17 protein-coding genes are annotated in these 20,317 nt (G+C 66.2%); 10 read left to right on the top strand and 7 right to left on the bottom strand.

What is annotated here, in order from left to right:
- Positions 1 to 12 precede the first annotated feature (12 nt).
- The 9 genes from AB3X98_RS33350 to nagE all read left to right on the top strand — a co-directional run bounded on the left by AB3X98_RS33350 (position 13) and on the right by nagE (position 11,546).
- Positions 13 to 1,122, top strand: coding sequence for a heme A synthase (locus tag AB3X98_RS33350; protein WP_368606407.1), 1,110 nt, complete (start codon positions 13 to 15; stop codon positions 1,120 to 1,122).
- A gap of 9 nt (positions 1,123 to 1,131) precedes the next feature.
- Complete coding sequence (gene cyoE, locus AB3X98_RS33345) at positions 1,132 to 2,037, top strand: heme o synthase (protein WP_069264928.1); 906 nt, start codon at positions 1,132 to 1,134, stop codon at positions 2,035 to 2,037.
- A gap of 4 nt (positions 2,038 to 2,041) precedes the next feature.
- Positions 2,042 to 2,683 (top strand): SCO family protein, encoded by a 642-nt coding sequence (locus tag AB3X98_RS33340; protein ID WP_368606406.1) that lies wholly within the window; start codon positions 2,042 to 2,044, stop codon positions 2,681 to 2,683.
- Positions 2,684 to 2,874: 191 nt separating this feature from the next.
- On the top strand, positions 2,875 to 3,687 hold the full coding sequence (locus AB3X98_RS33335) for a MetQ/NlpA family ABC transporter substrate-binding protein (RefSeq protein WP_368606405.1): 813 nt from the start codon (positions 2,875 to 2,877) through the stop codon (positions 3,685 to 3,687).
- A gap of 456 nt (positions 3,688 to 4,143) precedes the next feature.
- Positions 4,144 to 4,878 (top strand): GntR family transcriptional regulator, encoded by a 735-nt coding sequence (locus AB3X98_RS33330; protein WP_324148451.1) that lies wholly within the window; start codon positions 4,144 to 4,146, stop codon positions 4,876 to 4,878.
- 76 nt (positions 4,879 to 4,954) lie between these two features.
- Complete coding sequence (gene nagA / locus AB3X98_RS33325) at positions 4,955 to 6,058, top strand: N-acetylglucosamine-6-phosphate deacetylase (RefSeq protein WP_069264917.1); 1,104 nt, start codon at positions 4,955 to 4,957, stop codon at positions 6,056 to 6,058.
- The gene (locus AB3X98_RS33320; protein ID WP_368606429.1) at positions 6,051 to 7,058 is read left to right on the top strand and encodes an SIS domain-containing protein; all 1,008 of its coding nucleotides are present in this window, start codon (positions 6,051 to 6,053) and stop codon (positions 7,056 to 7,058) included. The genes nagA and AB3X98_RS33320 overlap by 8 nt, the downstream gene beginning before the upstream one ends.
- 12 nt (positions 7,059 to 7,070) lie before the next feature.
- Entirely contained in the window at positions 7,071 to 9,665 is a 2,595-nt protein-coding gene (gene ptsP / locus AB3X98_RS33315; RefSeq protein ID WP_368610375.1) for a phosphoenolpyruvate--protein phosphotransferase, read from the top strand.
- 120 nt (positions 9,666 to 9,785) lie between these two features.
- Entirely contained in the window at positions 9,786 to 11,546 is a 1,761-nt protein-coding gene (gene nagE / locus AB3X98_RS33310; RefSeq protein WP_368605845.1) for an N-acetylglucosamine-specific PTS transporter subunit IIBC, read from the top strand.
- An 83-nt stretch (positions 11,547 to 11,629) separates the two neighbouring features.
- Here nagE and cydB read toward each other — a convergent pair whose 3' ends face one another.
- The 4 genes from cydB to rpoH form a co-directional block, all read right to left on the bottom strand.
- A complete protein-coding gene (gene cydB / locus AB3X98_RS33305; protein WP_342949533.1) occupies positions 11,630 to 12,766 on the bottom strand; it encodes a cytochrome d ubiquinol oxidase subunit II in 1,137 nt (378 codons plus the stop codon).
- 37 nt (positions 12,767 to 12,803) lie between these two features.
- On the bottom strand, positions 12,804 to 14,390 hold the full coding sequence (locus AB3X98_RS33300) for a cytochrome ubiquinol oxidase subunit I (RefSeq protein WP_069264906.1): 1,587 nt from the start codon (positions 14,388 to 14,390) through the stop codon (positions 12,804 to 12,806).
- Positions 14,377 to 14,679 (bottom strand): cytochrome oxidase putative small subunit CydP, encoded by a 303-nt coding sequence (gene cydP, locus AB3X98_RS33295; RefSeq protein WP_342949531.1) that lies wholly within the window; start codon positions 14,677 to 14,679, stop codon positions 14,377 to 14,379. The genes AB3X98_RS33300 and cydP overlap by 14 nt, the downstream gene beginning before the upstream one ends.
- A 191-nt stretch (positions 14,680 to 14,870) precedes the next feature.
- The gene (gene rpoH, locus AB3X98_RS33290) at positions 14,871 to 15,806 is read right to left on the bottom strand and encodes an RNA polymerase sigma factor RpoH (protein WP_368605846.1); all 936 of its coding nucleotides are present in this window, start codon (positions 15,804 to 15,806) and stop codon (positions 14,871 to 14,873) included.
- A gap of 573 nt (positions 15,807 to 16,379) precedes the next feature.
- On the opposite strand from rpoH, the gene AB3X98_RS33285 reads away from it, so the two are divergent.
- Positions 16,380 to 16,763 (top strand): nuclear transport factor 2 family protein, encoded by a 384-nt coding sequence (locus AB3X98_RS33285; RefSeq protein WP_028201838.1) that lies wholly within the window; start codon positions 16,380 to 16,382, stop codon positions 16,761 to 16,763.
- 190 nt (positions 16,764 to 16,953) lie between these two features.
- Here the strand turns inward: AB3X98_RS33285 and leuA are convergent, their stop codons facing one another.
- From leuA to ybiB, 3 genes are all read right to left on the bottom strand, one after another.
- A complete protein-coding gene (gene leuA, locus AB3X98_RS33280) occupies positions 16,954 to 18,600 on the bottom strand; it encodes a 2-isopropylmalate synthase (RefSeq protein WP_368605847.1) in 1,647 nt (548 codons plus the stop codon).
- Positions 18,590 to 18,793, bottom strand: a complete 204-nt coding sequence (locus AB3X98_RS33275) for a hypothetical protein (protein ID WP_342949529.1) — start codon at positions 18,791 to 18,793, stop codon at positions 18,590 to 18,592. Before AB3X98_RS33275 ends, leuA begins: the two co-directional genes overlap by 11 nt.
- Positions 18,794 to 19,185: 392 nt before the next feature.
- Positions 19,186 to 20,148 (bottom strand): DNA-binding protein YbiB, encoded by a 963-nt coding sequence (ybiB, locus tag AB3X98_RS33270; RefSeq protein WP_368605848.1) that lies wholly within the window; start codon positions 20,146 to 20,148, stop codon positions 19,186 to 19,188.
- Positions 20,149 to 20,317: the final 169 nt, after the last annotated feature.

Raw genomic sequence — 20,317 nt, 5'->3', positions numbered from 1 at the left:
AGAGTAAGAGAGATGATTATCCTGGAGCTGGGCCTGATCGGCCTGTGCATCGCGTTGCTGCCGCTCTCGTGGGTCTGGGTCAAGGCCGACGACAACAAGTTTCGCAAGCTCGTGTGGCTCACGACGTTCATGACGCTCGACCTCGTGATGTTCGGCGGCTTTACGCGCCTGACCGACTCGGGCCTCGGCTGTCCTGACTGGCCGGGCTGCTACGGCACGTCGTCGCCGTTCATCGCGCACGTGCAGATTGCCGCGGCGCATCTGGCCATGCCGAGCGGTCCCGTGAGCATGACGAAGGCATGGATCGAGATGATCCACCGCTATTTCGCCATGGCGATCGGTGTGCTGATCATCGCGCAGATGGCGATTGCCTGGCGCGCGCGCATCAAGCGCCTGCCGCTGCATGTGTCGCCGTGGTGGCCCACGGCGCTGCTCGGGCTGATCCTCGTGCAGGGCGTGTTCGGCGCGTGGACGGTGACGATGAAGCTGCAACCCATCATCGTCACGACGCACCTGCTGCTCGGCCTCACGCTGCTCGGCTCGCTCGCCTGGCTCGCCGCGCGCATGACGCCGCTGCCCGCGTACGAGCCGGACGCCGCGCGCTGGCGCATGGCCGCGCTGGCGGCGCTCGTGCTGCTCGTTTTGCAGATCGCGCTGGGCGGCTGGGTGAGCACGAACTACGCGGTGCTGGCCTGCACCGACTTCCCGACCTGCAACGGCGCGTGGATTCCGCCGATGGATTTCCATCACGGCTTCCACCTGTGGCGCGCGCTCGGCATGGACGGCAACGGCGACGTGATCACGCAGGACGCGCTCGTCGCAATCCACTGGACGCACCGTACCTTCGCGTTCGTCGTGATCGCTTATCTGGTATGGTTCGCCCTCAAGTTGCGACGCTATGCCTCGCTGCGACGCCCGGCAAACTGGATCATGATCGTGATCTTTATCCAATTTCTGACAGGGCTATCCAACATCGTGCTGCAGTGGCCGCTGCCCGTGGCAGTGGCGCACAACGGTGGCGCGGCGATCCTGCTGCTTTTGGTCGTCGTGCTAAACTTTCGAATTGCTTGTAGCCGCCCCGGCCGCGCCGTTCTCCCAGCGCGCGACACCGCTGCGGTGTGATCCCGCCCTATGGAAAGTACAACCCTATCCCAGACGCCCGGTAGCCGGATTTCCCAATATCTCGCGCTCACCAAGCCGCGCGTCACGCAACTCGCCGTGTTTTGCGCCGTCATCGGCATGTTCCTCGCCGTGCCCGGCATGGTGCCCTGGAAGCAGCTGATCGGCGGCACCGTCGGCATCTGGCTCACGGCCGGCGCGGCCTTCGCGATCAACTGTCTCGTCGAGCAAAAGGTCGATGCGCGCATGCGTCGGACTGCCTGGCGTCCTTCGGCGCGCGGCGAGATCACGAGCACGCAGATCCTGATCTTCTCGGCGGTGATCGGCGGCCTGGGCATGTGGGTGCTGTACACGTTCACCAATGCGCTCACCATGTGGCTCACGGTCGCGACCTTCATCGGCTACGCGATCATCTACACGCTGCTGCTCAAGCCGGCCACGCCGCAGAACATCGTGATCGGCGGCGCCTCGGGCGCCATGCCGCCTGCACTCGGCTGGGCCGCGGTGACGGGCCACGTGCCCGGCGACGCCTGGATTCTCGTGCTGATCATTTTCGTGTGGACGCCGCCGCACTTCTGGGCGCTCGCGCTCTACCGCCGCAAGGACTACGAAAACGCCGGCCTGCCGATGCTGCCCAACACGCACGGCGAGAAGTACACGCGTCTGCACATCCTGCTCTACACCGTGATCCTGTTCGCGGTCACGCTGATGCCGTACATCTCGGGCATGAGCGGCGTGCTGTATCTGGCTTCGGCCGTGCTGCTCGGCGCCGTATTCCTCGCCTACGCGTGGAAGATCTACGTCGAATATTCCGACGCACTGGCGCGCAAGACTTTCCGCTATTCGATCGTCTACCTCTCGTTGCTGTTCATGGCGTTGCTCGTCGACCATTACGTGCATGCGCTCATCGCGGCGTAACGACATGGCCCACCGCACGCTTGCGCGCTTCGTGCGCGCCACGGTCGTCGCGCTTGCCGCTGCAGGCGCACTCGGCGGCACGCTGGTACTCGAGGGCTGCGGCCAGCAGCCGCCCGCGTTCTCGAACCTCGACATCACCGGCAATACCCAGTTCGGCAAGGACTTCGCGCTGCCCGACACCAGCGGCAAGACGCGCACGCTCGCCGACTTCAAGGACAAGGTGGTCGTGCTGTTCTTCGGCTACACGCACTGTCCGGACGTTTGCCCGACCACCATGGCCGAGCTTTCGCAGGCGCTCCAGCAGCTCGGGCCCGATGCGGCGAAGCGCGTGCAGGTGCTGTTCGTCACCGTCGATCCCGAGCGCGACACGCCGCAGATCCTGGGCCAGTACGCGGCCGCGTTCAATCCGACCTTCATTGGGCTGCGCCCGGCCAACGAGGACCAGCTCAAGCAGGTGGCGAAGGATTTCCGCGTGTACTACGCGAAGGTGCCCGGCAACACGCCGGATAGCTACACGATGGATCACACCGCCGCGAGCTACGTGTTCGACACGACCGGCAAGCTGCGCCTCTTTGCGCGCGACGGGCAGGGCGTCACGCCCTGGCTGCACGATCTGAAGATCCTTCTCGGCTCGAATCCCGACTAAGGGAAGCGCGGCGTGTTCGCCGCGAGAGGCGAACACGCGCCGCACGCCTCAGGGCTGCACGGGCATACCAGTATGCGAATTCATTATTTCGCGCAACCGGTTCCATATGAGACGATTTATATCGTCCGGCAGATGGCGCACAACGCCACGGAACCGGAGCAATACCAAAACCACGCAGGAACATCCTCTTCATGCAGCGCAGAAATCTGATTAAAGCACTCCTCGCCGGCATCGCCGCCACCACGCTCGCGGCCAGCTTCGGCGCACGCGCCGACGACCAGGTCATCAAGGTCGGTACCGTTTCGGGTCCGGACGCGCAAGTCTGGGCCGTCGTCCAGAAGGTCGCCAAGCGCGAAGGCCTGAACGTCAAGGTCGTCGAATTCAACGACTACGTGCAGCCGAACGCCGCGCTCGACGCCGGCGAGCTCGACGCCAACAGCTTCCAGACCGGCCCGTATCTCGACAGCCAGATCAAGCAGCGCGGCTACAAGCTCGTGAACGCGGGCCTCACGTACATCTCGCCCATCGGCGTGTACTCGAAGAAGCTCAAATCGCTGAACGATCTGCCGCAAGGCGCGAAGGTCGCCGTGCCGAATGACCCATCGAACGAAAACCGCGCGCTGCTGCTCCTGCAAAGCAAGGGCCTGATCAAGCTGCGCGCTGGCGCGGGCGTCAACGGCAACAACGCGACGCCGCTCGACCTCGCCGAAAACCGGAAGAAGATCAAGCTCGTCGAACTGGACGCCGCGCAGCTTCCGCGTGCGCTCGGCGACGTGGACGCCGCCGTGATCAACACGAACTACGCGCTCGCGGCCGGCCTGCAGCCGACCAAAGACGCGATCGCCATCGAGGACATCCACAGCCCGTACGCGAACCTGATCGCCGTTCGCACCCAGGACAAGGACAAGCCCTGGGTGAGAAAGCTGGTCGCCGCGTACCAGTCGGAAGACGTGCGCCAGTTCATCAAGAACGAGTTCAAGGGCTCGATGGTTCCGTCGTTCTAAGGGACCTTCGAGCAGCGGCTGCCTGCGTCCAATCGACGCGGGAGCCCCCGAACGCCGTGGCGACCGCCACGGCGTTTTTTATTGCGCGTGCACGATCGCGGTCTCCGCGACGGTTCCTGCTGCAGTCGCATCCTGGTCCTACGGCGGTACTACGGTGGGCCTATGTCAGCTAACCTGTTGACGCCACCCTGGTCCCATTGTGGCGCCCCCAGGATACCGCTCCAGGGTAAATCCTGATGTCGAACTGCACCCCGCTGGAGCCTTGTTAGTTCGTTTAATGCATTGATTTTTAACGATATTCTTAGTTTACCTGCGGCGCGATGGCCTCTGTTGACTGGTCTTATTGTGGTTATATAATGGGCTCGCTTCCACACCGGACCAATCTGCACCACCGGCACTGCCACGCAGCGTGCCCGTCCGGCCCCCCACGAACGTCCAACCGCTGGCGCCAAGTCCATGGAAACCCGTTGGTCTGCCCTGATGCCCGATGCGCGCAATGTGACGCCGCTCTATCTGCAGCTGGCGCGCAACCTTGCCACGGCCATTCACTGCGGCGTGTGGTCGGCCGGCGAAGCGCTGCCTTCGGAGCGCACGCTGTCGGACGCCATCGGCGTGTCGCGCATCACCGCGCGCAAGGCGATCGAGCTGCTCGTGGAGCAGGGGCTGATCCGGCGCGCACGCGGTGCGGGCAGCTTCATCACGCCGCGCGTGGAAGACCCGCTTTCGCGCCTCACGGGCTTCACGAAGAAAATGGAGCAGCGCGGTTTCACGCCCGACTCGGTGTGGCTCGCGCGCGAGGTCCGGCCCGCGCACCGCGAGGAGATCGTGCAGCTCGGCCTCTCGCCGGGCGCCTCGGTCGCGAGCCTGCGCCGCTTGCGCCGCGCCGACGGCACCGTGATGGCCGTCGAGCATTCGGCGCTGCCCGTGTCGATCGTGCCCGACCCGGAAGCCATCGAGGGCTCGCTGTATGCGTATCTCGAGCAGCATCGCGTGCCCGTGGTACGCGCCCTGCAGCACTTTCGCGCGGTCAACGCGACGGGCGAAATCGCCGCGCTGATGGGCGTCGAGCCGCGCGCGGCGCTGCTCGTCATCACGCGGGTGGGCTTTTCCGCCGATCAGCGGGCCATCGAGCTGACCGACACCTATTGCCGCGACGGCTATTACGACTTCGTTGCGGAGCTGCGCCAGTGAGCGCCGCCGCAGTCTCTCTCATGCACGTCACCGAAACGTCCTACCGCGCTTCGATGCGCCTCATCGGAAAACTCTCATGCTGAGCGGAAACATACTCACCCCTGAAGGCTGGATCCACGGCACGCTGTCGTTCGAGAACGGACGCATCACCGCGATCACGGGCGAGGCCACCGATCCGGCGAACAACGACGCGCCCTACATCCTGCCGGGCTTCATCGACCTGCACGTGCACGGCGGCGGCGGCGCCGACGTGATGGAAGCCGGCGACGCGATCGAAACCATCGCGCGCACCCACGCCCGCTACGGCACCACGAGCCTGCTCGCCACCACCATGACCGCCCCGCGCGACGAGCTGATGAACGTGGTCGCGGGCCTCGGCAACGTTACGCGCAACCGCACGGTGGGTGGCGCGCGCGTGCTGGGCGTGCACCTCGAAGGGCCGTACATCAATCCGGGCAAGCTCGGCGCGCAGCCCGACGCCGCCGTTTCGGCCGTGCTCGACGAAGTGCTCAAGTACCTCTCGATCGCGCCGATTCGCGTGGTGACCGTGGCGCCCGAGATCGCGGGCCATATCGAGATCATCGGCGAGATGGCGGCGCGCGGCGTGCGCGTGCAGATCGGCCACTCGCTCGCGACCTACGACGACGCCGTGGCCGCGCTCAAGCATGGCGCCTGCGGCTTCACGCACCTTTTCAACGCGATGTCGCCGCTGCACCATCGCAACCCGGGCGTAGTCGGCGCGGCGCTCGCGCATGCCGAGTACGCGGAGATCATTCCCGACCTGCTGCACGTGCATCCAGGCGCGATCCGCGCCGCGCTGCGCGCCATTCCGCGCCTTTATGTGGTGACCGACAGCACCTCGGCCACCGGCATGCCCGACGGCGAATACCGCCTCGGCAGCCAGCACGTGACGAAGTGCCTTGGCGGCGTGCGCCTCGCCGACGGCACGCTCGCGGGCAGCACCCTCACCATGGACCAGGCGCTGCGCAACCTCGTCTCGATCGGCTTGCCGATCGCAGACGTGTCCGCGCGCCTGTCGCGCTATGCCGCCGATTACCTCGGCATCGAAGACCGTGGCCGCCTCGCGCGCGGCGCATGGGCCGATGTCAATGTGTTCGATCGCGAGCTGGCGCTCACCGCGACCTACGTCGAAGGAGAATCGATTGTCGAATATGCTTAAGGAAGCGCTGGCATCGGCCAGCGTTGTCGCCGCGCAACTCGCGGACACCGCGCGCGTCGAGGCGCTCGCCCGCGCGCTCGAGGCCGAACCGCGCCATGTCGCGCTCACCGTTGCGCGCGGCAGTTCGGACCACGCGGCGAGCTACTTCGCTGCGCTCACCATGAGCCGCATCGGCATACCGGTCGCCACGCTGCCGATGTCGATCGCAACGCTCCAGCAGGCGCCCTTACGTGTGCGCAGCCAGTTTGCCCTCGCTTTCTCCCAATCAGGTAGGAGTCCTGATCTGGTTGCGACGATCAAGGCGCTGCGCGAAGCCGGCGCGCTGACGGCGACGATGGTCAACGTCGCGGGCTCGCCGCTCGCCGAGGCCGCCGGCATGGAGCTGCCGCTGCTCGCCGGTCCCGAGCTGAGCGTGGCGGCCACCAAGAGCTATATCGCGATGCTCGCGATGTCGGCGCAACTCGTCGGCTTCTGGCAGCGCGACGCCGCGTTCCTCGACGCCGTGCGCGCGCTGCCCGACGCGCTCGATCGCGCGGGCACGCTCGACTGGTCGAAGGCCGTCGAAGAATTGCGCGACGTGAAACAGATGATCGTGATCGGTCGCGGTCCGGGCCTCGCCGTTGCGCAGGAGGCTGCGCTCAAGCTCAAGGAAACCTCGGGCATTCAGGCCGAAGCGTTTTCGAGCGCCGAGGTGCGCCACGGCCCGATGGAGCTGATCGACCGCGATTACCCGCTGCTCGTGTTCGCCCCGCGCGGGCCGGAGCAGGCGGGCCTGATCGAGTTCGCCCGCGACATGGAAAAGCGCGGTGCGCGCGTGCTGCTCGCGGCGCCCGCCGACGTGGCTGGCGCTGCGCTGCCGCTCGAAACGGCTGCCGACGCGGCACTCGATCCCATCGCGGCCATTTTGTCGTTCTACGTGATGGCGGCGGGCCTTGCCGCCGCGCGCGGCCGCAATCCTGACGAGCCGCGTTACCTGAACAAAGTCACCGAAACACACTAGATTGGAAAGCGAATGGAACGCATCGAGGAGTCTCGCCTGATGGATCCGCATACTCGCGCCGAGGGGCACATCGTACTGGTCTCTCCGCTCACCGGCCCGGTTGTGCCGCTCGCGTCGGTGCCCGATCCGGTGTTCTCGGAAGGGTTGTTCGGCGACGGCATCGGCGTCGATCCGCTCGTCGGCCGCGTCGTCGCGCCGTGCGACGGCATCGTCGTGCATCTCGCACGCACCGGCCACGCGGTCACGCTGCAATCGGCGGAAGGCGCACAGGTGCTCGTGCACGTCGGCATCGACACCGTCGAGCTGAACGGCAAGGGCTTCACGCCGAAGGTCAAGCAGGGCGCGCAGGTGCGGCTCGGCGACACCTTGATCGAGTTCGATCTCGACGTGGTGGCGTGCAATGCACCGAGCCTCGTTTCGGTCGTCGCGATCGCCAATTCGGATGCATTCGAAGTGATCGAGCGCGCGGGCGCGGGTCACGTCGAAGCGGGCAAGTCCGCGCTGCTCGTGCTGCGCGTGCGTGACGGCGCGGAGATCGCAGCCGCCCATGAATTGATCGCAAACGAAGTGCGCCGCAGCGTCACACTTACGCATGCGGGCGGCCTCCATGCGCGGCCCGCGGCGCGGGCGCGCGAAGCGGTGCGCGGCATCGACGCGCGCGTCGAGGTGCGCTTCGGCGAGCGCAAGTCCGCCATCGAGAGCGTCGTCGGCCTGCTCGCCCTCGGCGCGGGCGAGGGCGCGACCATCGAACTCGTCGGCATCGGCCTGGAGGCGCAGCGCGCCGTGGACGCGGTCGCGAACGAGCTCCTGCGCGAAGCGCCCGGCGAGCACGGCGAAGCCCCGGCGCGGCAGCAGTCGCCCGCGCCCGTGATGCAGGAAGCCGCGGCCGCCGTGGCGTCCTCCGCCGAGCCGGGCGTGCTCGCGGGCGTGTGCGCCGCGCCGGGCGTCGCGGTCGGCAAGCTGGTGCGCTGGGACGAAGCCGAACTGACGCCGCCCGAACTCGCGAGCGGTACGTCGGCCGCGGAAAGCCGCGCGCTCGACAAGGCGATCGCCGCTGTCGACGCCGAGCTGAACCAGAGCGTGCGCACGGCGTCGCAGCGCGGCGCGATCGGCGAGGCGGGCATCTTCACGATGCACCGCGTGCTGCTCGAAGACCCGACGCTCGTCGACGCCGCGCGCGACGCGATCAGCCTCGGCAAGAGCGCCGGCTACGCGTGGCGCGAAGCGATTCGCGCGCAGATTGCGGTGCTCGGCAAGGTGGACGATCCGCTGCTAGCGGAGCGCGCCGCCGACCTGCGCGACCTCGAAAAGCGCGTGCTGCGCGCGCTCGGTCTGTCGAACGCGGCCGCGCGTACGCTGCCCGAAGAAGCCGTGCTCGCCGCCGACGAATTCACGCCTTCCGATCTCGCCTCGCTCGACCGCAAGCGTGTGATGGCGCTCGTGATGGCGCGCGGCGGCGCGACCTCGCACGCCGCGATCATCGCGCGCCAGGCCGGCATCCCGGCGCTCGTCGCGCTTGGCGACGCGCTGCATGCGGTGCCCGAGGGCACCGAAGTCGTCATCGATGCGAGCGCCGGCCGCTTTGCGTACACGCCGAGCGCGCTCGACATCGAACGCGCGCGCAGCGAAAAGCAGCGCCTGGCCGGCGTGCGCGAAGCGAACCGCCGCACGTCGCACGAGGCCGCAGCCACGCGCGACGGCCACGCGGTGGAAGTCGCCGCGAACATCGCGACGCTGGAGGATGCCAACACGGCGGTGGATAACGGCGCGGACGCCGTGGGGCTGCTGCGCACGGAGCTGCTCTTCATCCATCGCCAGGCCGCGCCCACGGTGGACGAACATCTTCAGAGCTACCAGGCCATCACGGACGCACTGGCGGGCCGCACGGCGATCATCCGCACGCTCGACGTGGGCGCGGACAAGGAAGTCGACTATCTCACGCTGCCGCCCGAGCCGAATCCGGCGCTGGGTCTGCGCGGCATCCGCCTCGCGCAGGTGCGGCCCGATCTGCTCGACGATCAGCTGCGCGGACTCGTTGCCGTGAAGCCCGCGGGCAAGGTGCGCATCCTGCTGCCAATGGTGACCGACGTGGGCGAACTCGTGCGTCTGCGCGAGCGCATCGACACCTTCGCACGCGAAGCGGGCCGCACGGAGCCGGTCGAAGTGGGCGTGATGATCGAGGTGCCCTCGGCGGCGCTGCTCGCGGACCAGCTCGCGCGCCACGCCGATTTCCTCTCGATCGGCACCAACGATCTCACGCAGTACACGCTCGCGATGGACCGTTGCCAGCCTGACCTCGCGGCGCAAGCCGACGGGCTGCACCCGGCCGTGTTGCGTCTCGTGGCAGCGACGGTCGAAGGCGCGAACAAGCACGGCAAGTGGGTCGGCGTGTGCGGTGCGCTGGCGGGCGATCCGCTCGCGGTGCCGCTGCTCGTCGGCCTCGGCGTGACGGAGCTTTCCGTCGATCCGGTTTCGGTGCCGTCGATCAAGGCGCGCGTGCGCAAGCTCGACTACAACGACTGCCGCCAGCGTGCGCAGAACGCCCTCGCACTCGAATCGGCGCAAGCCGTGCGTGCGGCAAGCCGCGAAAGCTGGCCGCTCGATTGATGATTTCTGTTTCACCCACCCTAAGTAATCCTTAGAAACATGCCGGCGTGCGCAGCGATCGCGCGCCGGCTTCTCTCACCCACACACGTCAAGCAAGAGATAGAGACTGGAGGCAGTTCAATGGATGGCAATCCGTTTCTCAAGATTCAAAGCCTCGGCCGCGCGCTGATGCTTCCCATCGCAGTGCTGCCGGTCGCCGGCATCCTGCTTCGTTTCGGCCAGGCCGACATGCTCAACATCAAGATCATCGCCGACGCGGGCGGCGCGATCTTCGATAACCTGCCGTTGCTGTTTGCGATCGGCATTGCGGTGGGCTTCGCCAAGGATAACAACGGCGTCGCCGGCCTCGCGGGTGCGCTGGGCTATCTGGTCCAGACCGCCGTGATGAAGGACATCAACGACAAGCTCAACATGGGCGTGCTGTCGGGCGTGGTGGCCGGCGTCGTCGCGGGCATGCTGTACAACCGCTTCAAGGACATCAAGCTGCCCGAGTTCCTCGCGTTCTTCGGCGGCAAACGGTTTGTGCCGATCGTCACGGGGCTCACGTGTCTCGCGCTGGGTATCGCGTTCGGCTACGTCTGGGGACCGGTGCAGGGCGTGATCGACACCGCCGGCCACTGGCTCACCACGGCGGGCGCGATCGGCACCTTCGTGTACGGCTTGCTCAACCGGCTCCTGCTCGTCACGGGTCTGCACCACATCCTCAACTCGCTCGTGTGGTTCGTGTTCGGCTCGTTCACGCCGGCAGCCGGCGGTGCGGCGGTCACGGGCGACCTGCACCGCTTCTTCGCGGGCGACCCAACGGCGGGCAGCTTCATGGCCGGCTTCTTCCCGGTGATGATGTTCGGCCTGCCGGCAGCGTGTCTCGCGATGCTGCACGAAGCGCCGAAGGACAAGCGCGCGATGGTGGGCGGCCTGCTGTTTTCGATGGCGCTGACCTCGTTCCTCACGGGCGTGACCGAGCCGATCGAGTTCACGTTCATGTTCCTCGCTCCCGTGCTCTACGCGATCCACGCGGTGCTCACGGGTCTGTCGCTCGCGATCTGCTCGCTGCTCGGCATCAAGCTCGGCTTCACCTTCTCGGCCGGCGCGATCGACTACGTGCTGAACTACGGGCTCTCCACGCACGGCTGGTATGCAATTGCGCTCGGCGCGGTCTATGCGGTCGTGTACTACGGGCTGTTCCGCTTCTTCATCCGCCGCTTCAATCTGCCCACGCCGGGCCGTGAAGCTTCGGCGGGCGATACGGCAATCGCCTCGTCGATGTCGGGCGTTGCGGTGGCAGCCGGCGGCGCGGCGGCGGCATCGCTTTCGCGTGCGGCGCGTTACATCGATGCGCTGGGCGGTGCGGCCAACCTCAAGGTGGTCGATGCCTGCACGACGCGTCTGCGTCTCACGGTGGCCGATCCCGCGCATGTTTCCGAGCCGGCGTTGAAGGCGATCGGCGCACGCGGCGTGCTCAAGCGCGGCGGCGAAAGCGTGCAGGTCGTCATCGGGCCGGAAGCGGACATCATCGCCGATGAGATTCGCGGAGAGATCGCCCGCGGCGGTTCCGCGGCTGGCAAGGCGGCTCCCGCGGCGCAGCCTGCGGCTCAGGCTGTTCTGGCTGCTCAGGCGAGCGCGAGCGCAGATATCGCGCATGGCCCGCTCGATCCGAATCCGTCGCGCTGGCTCGCGGTGTTCGGCGGCGTTGCCAATATCGTTTCGCTCGACGCGGTGGCGGCCACGCGCCTGCGCGTGATCGTGCGCGACCCGGCGGCCGTGGATCGCGAGAAGCTCGGCGCGCTCGACGCGGTGTGGACTTCGGCGGATACGCTGCACATCGTGGTCGGCGACGCCGCGCCGCGTTACGCACGCGAGCTGGCGCTCCAGCCGGCGTAATCGATTCGCTGTATGCCTGTGAAAGACGCCGCGGCACCTGCCGCGGCGTTTTCGTTTCCAGCGCCGCTCAGTCGCCTGGGCGCTCAGTACAGCGTATGGTGGTTGTCCTGTATCGCGCTGGCGGTGATCTTGCCGCGCATCACGCGATAGACCCACGCCGTGTAGGCGAGCACGATCGGCAGAAAAATGATGACGGCCACCAGCATGATCTCGAGCGTCATCTTGCTCGAGGTTGCGTCCCAGACGGTGAGGCTCGAACGCGGGTCGAGCGAGGAGGGCATGATGAACGGGAACATCGAAAAGCCCGCAGTCAGAATCACGCCGACGATCTGCAGCCCCGTGCTCACGAACGCGAGCCGCTCGAAGCGCGAGCCCGCGAGTGCGAATGCGAGCACGCCGCCGAGCACGCCCACGGAAGGGGCGAGCGCCATCCACGGATAAAGCCCGTAGTTCGCGAGCCAGAGCCCTGGCCCCGAATCGACACGCTTCAGGAGTGGATTGGCCACGGTATCGAGCGGCGCCGGCGACGTGATCGTATAGCCGCCGATGAGCGTCGCCACGAGCGCGCCCGCCACGAGAAACAACACGATCGTGAGCGCCGAGAAAAGCCGTAGCGCCTTCGAGGCGCGCATGGCGACGACGCCATCGGTCTTCCTCTTCAGGAACGCCGCGCCGTGCGCGGTGAGCATGCAGAGGCTCACCAGCCCGCAAACCAGCGCGAACGGATTGAGGAGTGCGAAGAAGCTGCCGTGATACGTCACGCGCAGGTCCGTGTCGTAGGCGAACGGCACGCCCTGGAGCAGATTGCCGAACGCCACGCCGAACACGAGCGCCGGCACGAAGCCGCCGATGAAAAGACCGCAGTCCCAGCCCTGGCGCCATCTCACATCGACGCGCTTGCCGCGATAGTCGAAGCCCACGGGACGGAAAAACAGCGAGAACAGCACGAGCAGCATCGCGAAGTAGAAGCCCGAGAACGACGCCGCATAGGCGAGCGGCCACGCGGCGAACATTGCGCCGCCCGCCGTGATGAACCACACCTGGTTGCCTTCCCACGTCGCGCCGACCGCGTTGATGACGATGCGGCGCTCCTCGTCGGTCTTGCCGACGAAGGGCAGCAGCACGGCCGCACCCATGTCGAAGCCGTCGGTGAGCGCGAAGCCGATCAGCAACACGCCGATCAGCACCCACCAGATCAACTTGAGCGTTGCGTAGTCCATGGCGTGTTTCCTCGCGTCTTTCGGTGTCTTGCAGCGATCACGAGACCTTGCCGCTGGTGGCCAGCGCGGCCGTCTGCTCGTGGAAGTAGCGACCGGTATGCAGCGACGAAGGCCCGAGGCGCGCGTACTTGAACATCAGCGTGATCTCGATGATGAAGAGCAGCGTGTAGAAGATCACGAAGCCCGCGATGCTCAGCATCACGTCGCCGGGTGCGAGGCTCGAAGCCGAAAGACGCGTGGGCAGCACTTCCGCGATGGTCCACGGCTGGCGGCCGGTTTCCGCGACGACCCAGCCGAACTCGGCGGCGAGCCACGGCAGCGGAATCGCCACGAGCGCCCAGCCGAGGAACCAGCGGCGGCTGTCCTTGAGCAGCGAGCGCTGCGCACAGAACCAGAACGCGAGTACGAAGGTCACGAGAAAGAGGATGCCGAGACCCACCATCACGCGAAACGACCAGAACACCGGCGCGACGGCCGGAATCGCGGTTCGCGACGCGGCCCTGATCTGGCCGGAGGTCGCGTCGACCACGTTCGGCGTGAACCGCTTCAAGAGCAGGCCGTAGCCGAGATCGGCCTTGTGCGCCTCGAACACGTCGCGCGTTTCGGTGTCGGCGGTGCCTTCCTTCATCTTTTGCAGCGCGGCGTAGGCGAGCATGCCATTGCGGATGCGCACTTCGGCGCGGCCCATCAGGTCTTTCAGGCCGATCACGGGCGTGTCGATCGAGCGCGTGGCGATGATGCCCATCAGCCAGGGAATGCGGATCGCGTAGTCGGTGCGCTCTTCCTTCTGGTTAGGCAAACCGAATAGCGTGAACGGCGCGGGGGCGGGCGCGGTTTCCCATTCGGCCTCGATGGCGGCGAGCTTGACCTGCTGCACCACGCCGTCGGTGTAGCCCGATTCGTCGCCGAGGATCAGCACGCATAGCGTGGACGCAAGGCCGAAGCCCGCGGCGATCGCGTACGAGCGCAGCGCGAACTCGACGTCGCGCCGGCGCAGCAGGTACCACGACGAAATGCCGAGCACGAACATCGACGCCGTCACATAGCCGGCCGAAACCGTGTGCACGAACTTCACCTGCGCGACGGGGTTGAAGATCACCGCGAACAGGCTGGTGAGTTCCATGCGCATGGTTTCGTAGTTGAACGACGCACCCACGGGGTTCTGCATCCAGCCGTTGGCGATGAGAATCCACAGCGCCGAGAGGTTCGAGCCGAGCGCGACGAGAAACGTGGTGAAGAGGTGTGCGCCTTTCGACAGGCGATTCCAGCCGAAGAAAAACACCCCGACAAAGGTCGATTCGAGGAAGAACGCCGCGAGCCCTTCCACGGCGAGCGGCACGCCGAAAATGTCGCCCACGTAGTGCGAGTAGTACGACCAGTTGGTGCCGAACTGGAACTCCATCGTGAGACCGGTGGTGACGCCCATCGCGAAGTTGATGGCGAAGAGCTTGCCCCAGAACTGCGTCATGTCCTTGTAGATCTCCTTGCCGGTCATCACATAGACGGACTCCATGATGACGAGCAGCCATGAGAGGCCGAGCGTGAGGGGCACGAACAGGAAGTGGTAGAGCGCGGTGATGGCGAACTGAAGACGCGAGAGTTCCACCGATTCAATCGTGGGCATGACGGTCTCCTCGCGGGGGCGGCATGGTCGGGGATTGGGACACTGACGGCTTGAGCGCCGTAGACTCGGGCACGGCCAGGATGGCCTGCGCGACAGCGGCAGGCGGCATGTTCATGTCTTCTGCCTGCGGATGATTGAAGAACGCGTATTTGAGCGCCATCAAGAGGACGAGCTTGACGGCGAGAACGAGGGCAATATCGCGCGCGAAGGTGGGGCCGCGCATCCACTGGAGGATGCGCGTGCGCAGCAGCGACGATGTGCGCTGGCGTTGACCGGATGCCGGGATCATGGCGACGGGTGCCCTCGAACGCGTTACGAGGCCAGACCGCGGCGCGGCCTCTGGCTCACCACCTCGAAATCATCTTAGGGTGGAATCAGCGAGGCCGGTGCGAAGGTGCGCAGCGTGTGGTGCGCGCAAAAGAAAAACCCCGTTCGCGGGAACGGGGTTTTCGGTGTGCCGGCGGTGAGACCTGGCGACGCTTACGCGTAGTCGGCGAGGGCGGTGCGCATCTTCTTCATGGCGCTCGCCTCGATCTGGCGAATGCGCTCGGCCGAAACGCCGAACTCGTCGGCCAGCTCGTGCAGGGTCGAGCCGCCCGAACCATCGTCGTCCACGTTGAGCCAGCGCGCCTCGATGATGCGGCGGCTGCGTGCGTCGAGCGCTTCCAGCGCGCTCGCAATGCCGTCCGACTGCAGGCGGTCGCGCGAACGTGCGGCGAGCACGGCGCTCGGCTCGCTGTGCGAGTCGGCGAGCCAGGCGATCGGGGCGAACGACTCCTCGCCGTCTTCGGTCTGGCCTTCGAGCGCGATGTCGGCGCCCGACAGGCGCGTTTCCATCTCCACGACCTCTTCGCGCTTCACGTTCAGTTCCTGCGCGAGGCCGTCGATTTCTTCCGGCGTGAACGACTGCAGGCCCTGCTTGTGGCTGCGCAGGTTGAAGAACAGCTTGCGCTGCGCCTTTGTCGTGGCGACCTTCACCATGCGCCAGTTGCGCAGGATGTATTCGTGGATCTCAGCCTTGATCCAGTGCATGGCGTACGACACCAGGCGCACGTTCTGCTCGGGGTCGAAGCGCTTCACGGCCTTCATCAGGCCGATGTTGCCTTCCTGGATCAGGTCGGCGTGCGGCAGGCCATAGCCGAGATAATTACGCGCGATCGACACCACGAGGCGCAGGTGCGACAGCACCAGGCGGCGCGCGCCTTCAAGATTGTTCTGCTCGCGAAACTCGGTCGCGAACTGACGCTCTTCTTGTGGCGTCAGCATCGGGATCCGGTTCACGGCCTGAATATAAGCGTCGATGTTGCCCAGCTGGCCGGGCAACAGGGAAGCATTCGCGAGCGCCAATGAGCCCCCGGCCTTGGCCGACGACGGGCTCCGCGTACTCGGAAGGGTCATGGTCATTGCGTTGCTCACGTAGCGAACTCCTCAGGAATCTTGCGAAAGTCAGACACCGACTCCACGGTGGATGTTAGCACTCTGAATCCCCGAGTGCTAATACTTGGAGTCTGTAGGGGCTTCAAGGTTCCTTGATTCCTATCGAAATGGTTGTATCGATAGATTACATTAAACGCCGGCAATCAAGCAGGGCGGGGCCCAGCGCCCGGCGCAGGCCTGCGAAGGGGCAGGCCGAAGGAACACTCTAGAACGGGACAGCGTCCGGCGCGAAGTGCGCGGGAAATAAGGGGTGAAATCAGCGACGTTCGACGGGCCGCGCAGCGCCAGGACCTTGTCACACAATCTGAGAAATAGACATCGGATAAAGCGGAAAGTGCTGCGCTGCGACATCCGGGCGCGGCCGCGGAGATGTCGTTACGCCAGGCGCAGTTCTCACCGGGCGCGTGGCGTATCCACCATAAATGGAGGCGATGTCTTTGATCGCAAGTATCCTTGTGCCAAAACCTGGTATAAATTTCAGCCAGACGTATGCAGAAATCTTCGGCGGAGATCTGCGCTCAGGCGCGGGCCAACGCGCAAGGGGCTCGAGCGATGGCGGCAAAACTGATCGATGCGATTCGCGGACTTGAGCGCGAGCGCTTTCGCGCGATGGTCGACGGCGACGGCACGTCGCTGGACCAGTTGCTGTCCGATCACGCGACCTTCGTCCACACCAACGGCAAACGCGAGACCAAGCAGCAGTTCATCGACGCGATCACGGCCGGCCGCCGCCGCTACCGCCAGATCGAGATCCAGTCGCAGGACGTGCTGCACGCGGGCAACGAGGCCTGCGTGGTCTCCGGCCGCGTGTTGATCGAGATGGAAGCGAACAACGGTGCGCTGCTCTTTCCGATTGCCTATACGGCGATCCAGACGCAGGAAGGGGGCCACTGGCGTCTGCTCGCATGGCAGGCGACGCGTTGCGCGATCGAGTGACGACCGGTAAGTCCGCTCGCTGAAACGCCGTGTAGGCGCTTCAGGCGCACGCCGGCGGCCCGTTTTGCCGCCGGCGCTCAACAATGCCGCCGATTTCCCTGCTGAAACCCAAACTGCTTCGCGCACAGCGCGCGACACGCGCGAAAGGCCAAACTGCTTCGCGCACAGCGCGCGACACGCGCGAAAGGCGTCAGGCCGCCGCGCGCCGATCCACTTGCGGCCACGTCGCGCGGTTCACCGCGCTGACCACTGCCGCGACGCACGCATGGACCGCGTCTTCGCCCACGCCGATGCCGTGGCGCAGCGGCTGGCCGCCCACGCGCGCGCCGACGAACACGGCCGTACCGCCCTGCGAGGTGCGCCCAGTCTCGAACGACGTGATTTCAATGTGCTCGCCGGCGATTGCCGCGATGGCGGCGGCCACAGCTTGCGCATGTGCCTCATCGCTGCTCGTGGCAGCCGGCATGGCCACATCACGGCCTTCCCAGCGCACGCGACCCGAACCGGCGTTGGCAACCGGCCCGCGCGTTTCGAAGTACTCACGCGCGAACAGTGCGCAGACCGCATCGCCCGTGATCTCTTCGCCAGACGTATCGGCGACGGTCTGCACGGCGTGGCTGAACTCGATCTGCACGCGGCGCGGCGGCGTGAAGCCCATGCCGCGCTCGAGCAGATAAGTCGCGCCACCCTTGCCCGACTGGCTGTTCACGCGGATCACCGCGTCATAGCTGCGGCCGAGGTCGGCGGGATCGATCGGGAGATACGGCACTTCCCAGACGGCGTCGGGCTGCTGCTGCGCGAAGCCCTTGCGGATCGCGTCCTGGTGCGAGCCCGAGAACGCCGTGAACACGAGGTCGCCCGCATACGGATGACGCGGATGCACGGGCAACTGGTTGCAGCGCTCGACCACGCGGCGCACGGCGTCGATGTCCGAGAAGTCGAGGCCCGGGTCGATGCCCTGGGTGTAGAGGTTCATCGCGAGCGTGACGAGATCGACGTTGCCGGTGCGCTCGCCGTTGCCGAACAGGCAGCCTTCGATCCGGTCCGCGCCCGCGAGCAGCGCCAACTCGGCGGCGGCCACCGCCGTGCCGCGGTCGTTGTGCGGATGCACCGACAGCACGATGCTGTCGCGGTACGCGAGATTGCGGTCCATCCACTCGATCTGGTCGGCGTAGACGTTGGGCATCGCCGCTTCGACGGTCGCCGGAAGATTCACGATCATTTTGTGATCGCGCGTCGGGCGCCACGTCTGGGCCACCGCGTCGCAGACTTCGCGCGCGAAGGTCAGCTCGGTCATGCTGAAGGTTTCGGGCGAATACTGGTAAATCCAGTGCGTTTGCGGGTTCTTGTCGGCGTGTGCGCGGATGATGCGCGTGCCTTCGACCGCGAGCGCTTTCACTTCCTCCTTCGACTGGCCGAACACGATCTTGCGGAACGACGGGCAGATCGCGTTGTAGAGGTGGACGATGGCGCGCGGCACGCCTTCGAGCGCTTCGAACGTGCGTGCAATCAATTCTTCGCGCGCCTGCACGAGCACTTCGATCGTCACATCGTCGGGAATGCGTTTTTCGTCGATCAGCTTGCGCACGAAATCGAAGTCGGTCTGCGAAGCGGACGGAAAGCCGACTTCGATTTCCTTGAAGCCGATCGCGACGAGCATTTCGAAGAATTCGGTCTTCTGCTCGATGCTCATCGGCTCGATCAGCGACTGGTTGCCGTCGCGCAGGTCGGTGCTCATCCAGATCGGCGCGCGCTCGACGGTGCGCGCGGGCCATTTGCGGCCGTTCAATCGGATGGCGGGGAAGGGGCGGTACTTCTCGGCGGGATTACGCAACATGACGAGCCTCGTTCTTCATGGTGTCGTTTGCGATGGTGGTCGGCAGCGGGCGGTTGGCGGGCTGGCGACGGAGCACGATGCGCGAAACCTCACGCGTACGGGCGGCAACCTCGGACGCGAAGAAGACGGCCACGGTGACGGCGGTAACCGGCGCGGCGAAAGCGGACGTGAACGATGCCCATGCAACGTGCATTTTGACCTCGCGCCTCGTCCGAACGGTAAGCGGACGAATGCAGACGACAAGTTGTAGAGATACAGCGGATTTGGGGTACTGCGAGAACTGCTTTGGGAGGACCGCGGTGACCGGAGGAGGGGTCGTTGCGGCGCTACACCAGCTTTAGGCCAGGCGTAGCGATAGGGCCGATAGTCGGCCGAAGGTAATTCGGAGGGTGTTCGGGTAGGAACGCATTCGTTCAATGTAAATCAGGGCGGCTGCGCGTGTCAACAGCGAATTTGCTGGTTGGGCGCATGAAGATGCGTGAAGATGGCCGATGAAGCGCGCCGATACGCTTGCGGCGGACCACGCGCGTCGCCCGCCCCGCGCGGCCCTCGGCGGCTTGAGCGCCGGGTTTTCGGGTTCGATCGTCAGCGCTTCGCGATGCGTTTGATCGTCTCGATCTGGCGCGAGAGCGCAACCGGCACCGGCGCTTCGCCGCGCTGCACGGCGTCGATCCAGGCGGCTGTAGTCGGTGCATCGCGGCCTTCGGGGAGATCGATTTCGGGCGCGCCGGGCGACGAGCGCTCCGGTTCGACCAGCGTTTCGCAGATGCCGTCGTGCAGCCAGTCGACCTGCACCTGGCGGCGGGTATCGGCGACGGCTTCGCCCTCAGTGCCGCGCGCGAGCAACGCGCCGCCCACCGCCGCTTCCGGATGAGCCGCGAAGAGGGCGCTGAGGCTTTCGCGGTACGGCGGGTGCGTGTAGTTCACGAGACGCAGGCCCGGCTCCGCGAACGGCTGCAGCAGCTTCACGAGCGTATGCGTGGAGTTGCGCACGCCCATGCGCCGGCGCATCGAGAGCAGGCGCGCGAGTTTGGGCGCGAGCGTGTCGATCGACGAAAACGCCACGCGGCCCGACGCCAGTTGCGCCTCGATTTCGGCGTGATCGCGTGCTTCGGGACGATTCAGCGCCGCGAAGATTTCCGCGCTCGTGACACGACCCGGATCGGTCACGACGCCGTGCACGAGCGTCGGCACACCTTCGCGCGCGAGCAGCAAGGCGAGCAGCGGCACGAGATTCGGCTGCTTGCGCGCGCCGTTGTAGCTTGGGATCGACACAGGCCGATAGTCGCCTCGCGGCACCGCGAGCGGCGCGAACGAGGCGTGCGCCGCGCAGAGCATGGCGGCCAGCTCATCCGCGGTTTCGCCCTTGAGGCGGTAGGCGAGCAGCACCGCGCCTAGCTCCAGCTCGGGCACGCGGCCGTCGAGCATGGCGGCGTAAAGGGCGTGCGTGTCTTCGGACGAGAGCGAGCGAGCGCCGTGCGGTCCGCGGCCGATCTCCTTGATGAAGCGGGCGCACGGGAAGATGTCGGTGGAGTCGGCGGTGGTCATGGGCGCGGTTCGTTCGACGGCGTGCCGAGGGCCGCCGTCGTATTGAAATGGGGATGCGGCAAGTATCGCACGAGCACGCGGTGCCTCGCCGGCCACGCCCGGCCGACCGCGTGAAGACGCCGCCGCGCACGCCCACCGCCGCGCGTTACACTCGCGATTGTTCTGACGG

Origin of the sequence: Paraburkholderia sp. BR14312 (genome assembly GCF_040948675.1) — a bacterium.
Taxonomy (GTDB): domain Bacteria; phylum Pseudomonadota; class Gammaproteobacteria; order Burkholderiales; family Burkholderiaceae; genus Paraburkholderia; species Paraburkholderia nodosa_A.
The sequence above is the reverse complement of the archived record's forward strand: the minus strand, read 5'-3'. Positions and strand labels throughout refer to the sequence as shown.

Coding starts and splice junctions, on each gene's coding strand:
- AB3X98_RS33350 (WP_368606407.1), top strand. CDS start 13: ATGATTATCCTGGAGCTGGGCCTGATCGGCCTGTGCATCGCGTTGCTG.
- AB3X98_RS33335 (WP_368606405.1), top strand. CDS start 2,875: ATGCAGCGCAGAAATCTGATTAAAGCACTCCTCGCCGGCATCGCCGCC.
- ptsP (WP_368610375.1), top strand. CDS start 7,071: ATGGAACGCATCGAGGAGTCTCGCCTGATGGATCCGCATACTCGCGCC.
- leuA (WP_368605847.1), bottom strand. CDS start 18,600: ATGTTGCGTAATCCCGCCGAGAAGTACCGCCCCTTCCCCGCCATCCGA.
- ybiB (WP_368605848.1), bottom strand. CDS start 20,148: ATGACCACCGCCGACTCCACCGACATCTTCCCGTGCGCCCGCTTCATC.
- nagA (WP_069264917.1), top strand. CDS start 4,955: ATGCTGAGCGGAAACATACTCACCCCTGAAGGCTGGATCCACGGCACG.
- cydP (WP_342949531.1), bottom strand. CDS start 14,679: ATGATCCCGGCATCCGGTCAACGCCAGCGCACATCGTCGCTGCTGCGC.
- nagE (WP_368605845.1), top strand. CDS start 9,786: ATGGATGGCAATCCGTTTCTCAAGATTCAAAGCCTCGGCCGCGCGCTG.
- AB3X98_RS33275 (WP_342949529.1), bottom strand. CDS start 18,793: ATGCACGTTGCATGGGCATCGTTCACGTCCGCTTTCGCCGCGCCGGTT.
- AB3X98_RS33340 (WP_368606406.1), top strand. CDS start 2,042: ATGGCCCACCGCACGCTTGCGCGCTTCGTGCGCGCCACGGTCGTCGCG.
- AB3X98_RS33330 (WP_324148451.1), top strand. CDS start 4,144: ATGGAAACCCGTTGGTCTGCCCTGATGCCCGATGCGCGCAATGTGACG.
- cydB (WP_342949533.1), bottom strand. CDS start 12,766: ATGGACTACGCAACGCTCAAGTTGATCTGGTGGGTGCTGATCGGCGTG.
- AB3X98_RS33320 (WP_368606429.1), top strand. CDS start 6,051: ATGCTTAAGGAAGCGCTGGCATCGGCCAGCGTTGTCGCCGCGCAACTC.
- cyoE (WP_069264928.1), top strand. CDS start 1,132: ATGGAAAGTACAACCCTATCCCAGACGCCCGGTAGCCGGATTTCCCAA.
- AB3X98_RS33300 (WP_069264906.1), bottom strand. CDS start 14,390: ATGCCCACGATTGAATCGGTGGAACTCTCGCGTCTTCAGTTCGCCATC.
- AB3X98_RS33285 (WP_028201838.1), top strand. CDS start 16,380: ATGGCGGCAAAACTGATCGATGCGATTCGCGGACTTGAGCGCGAGCGC.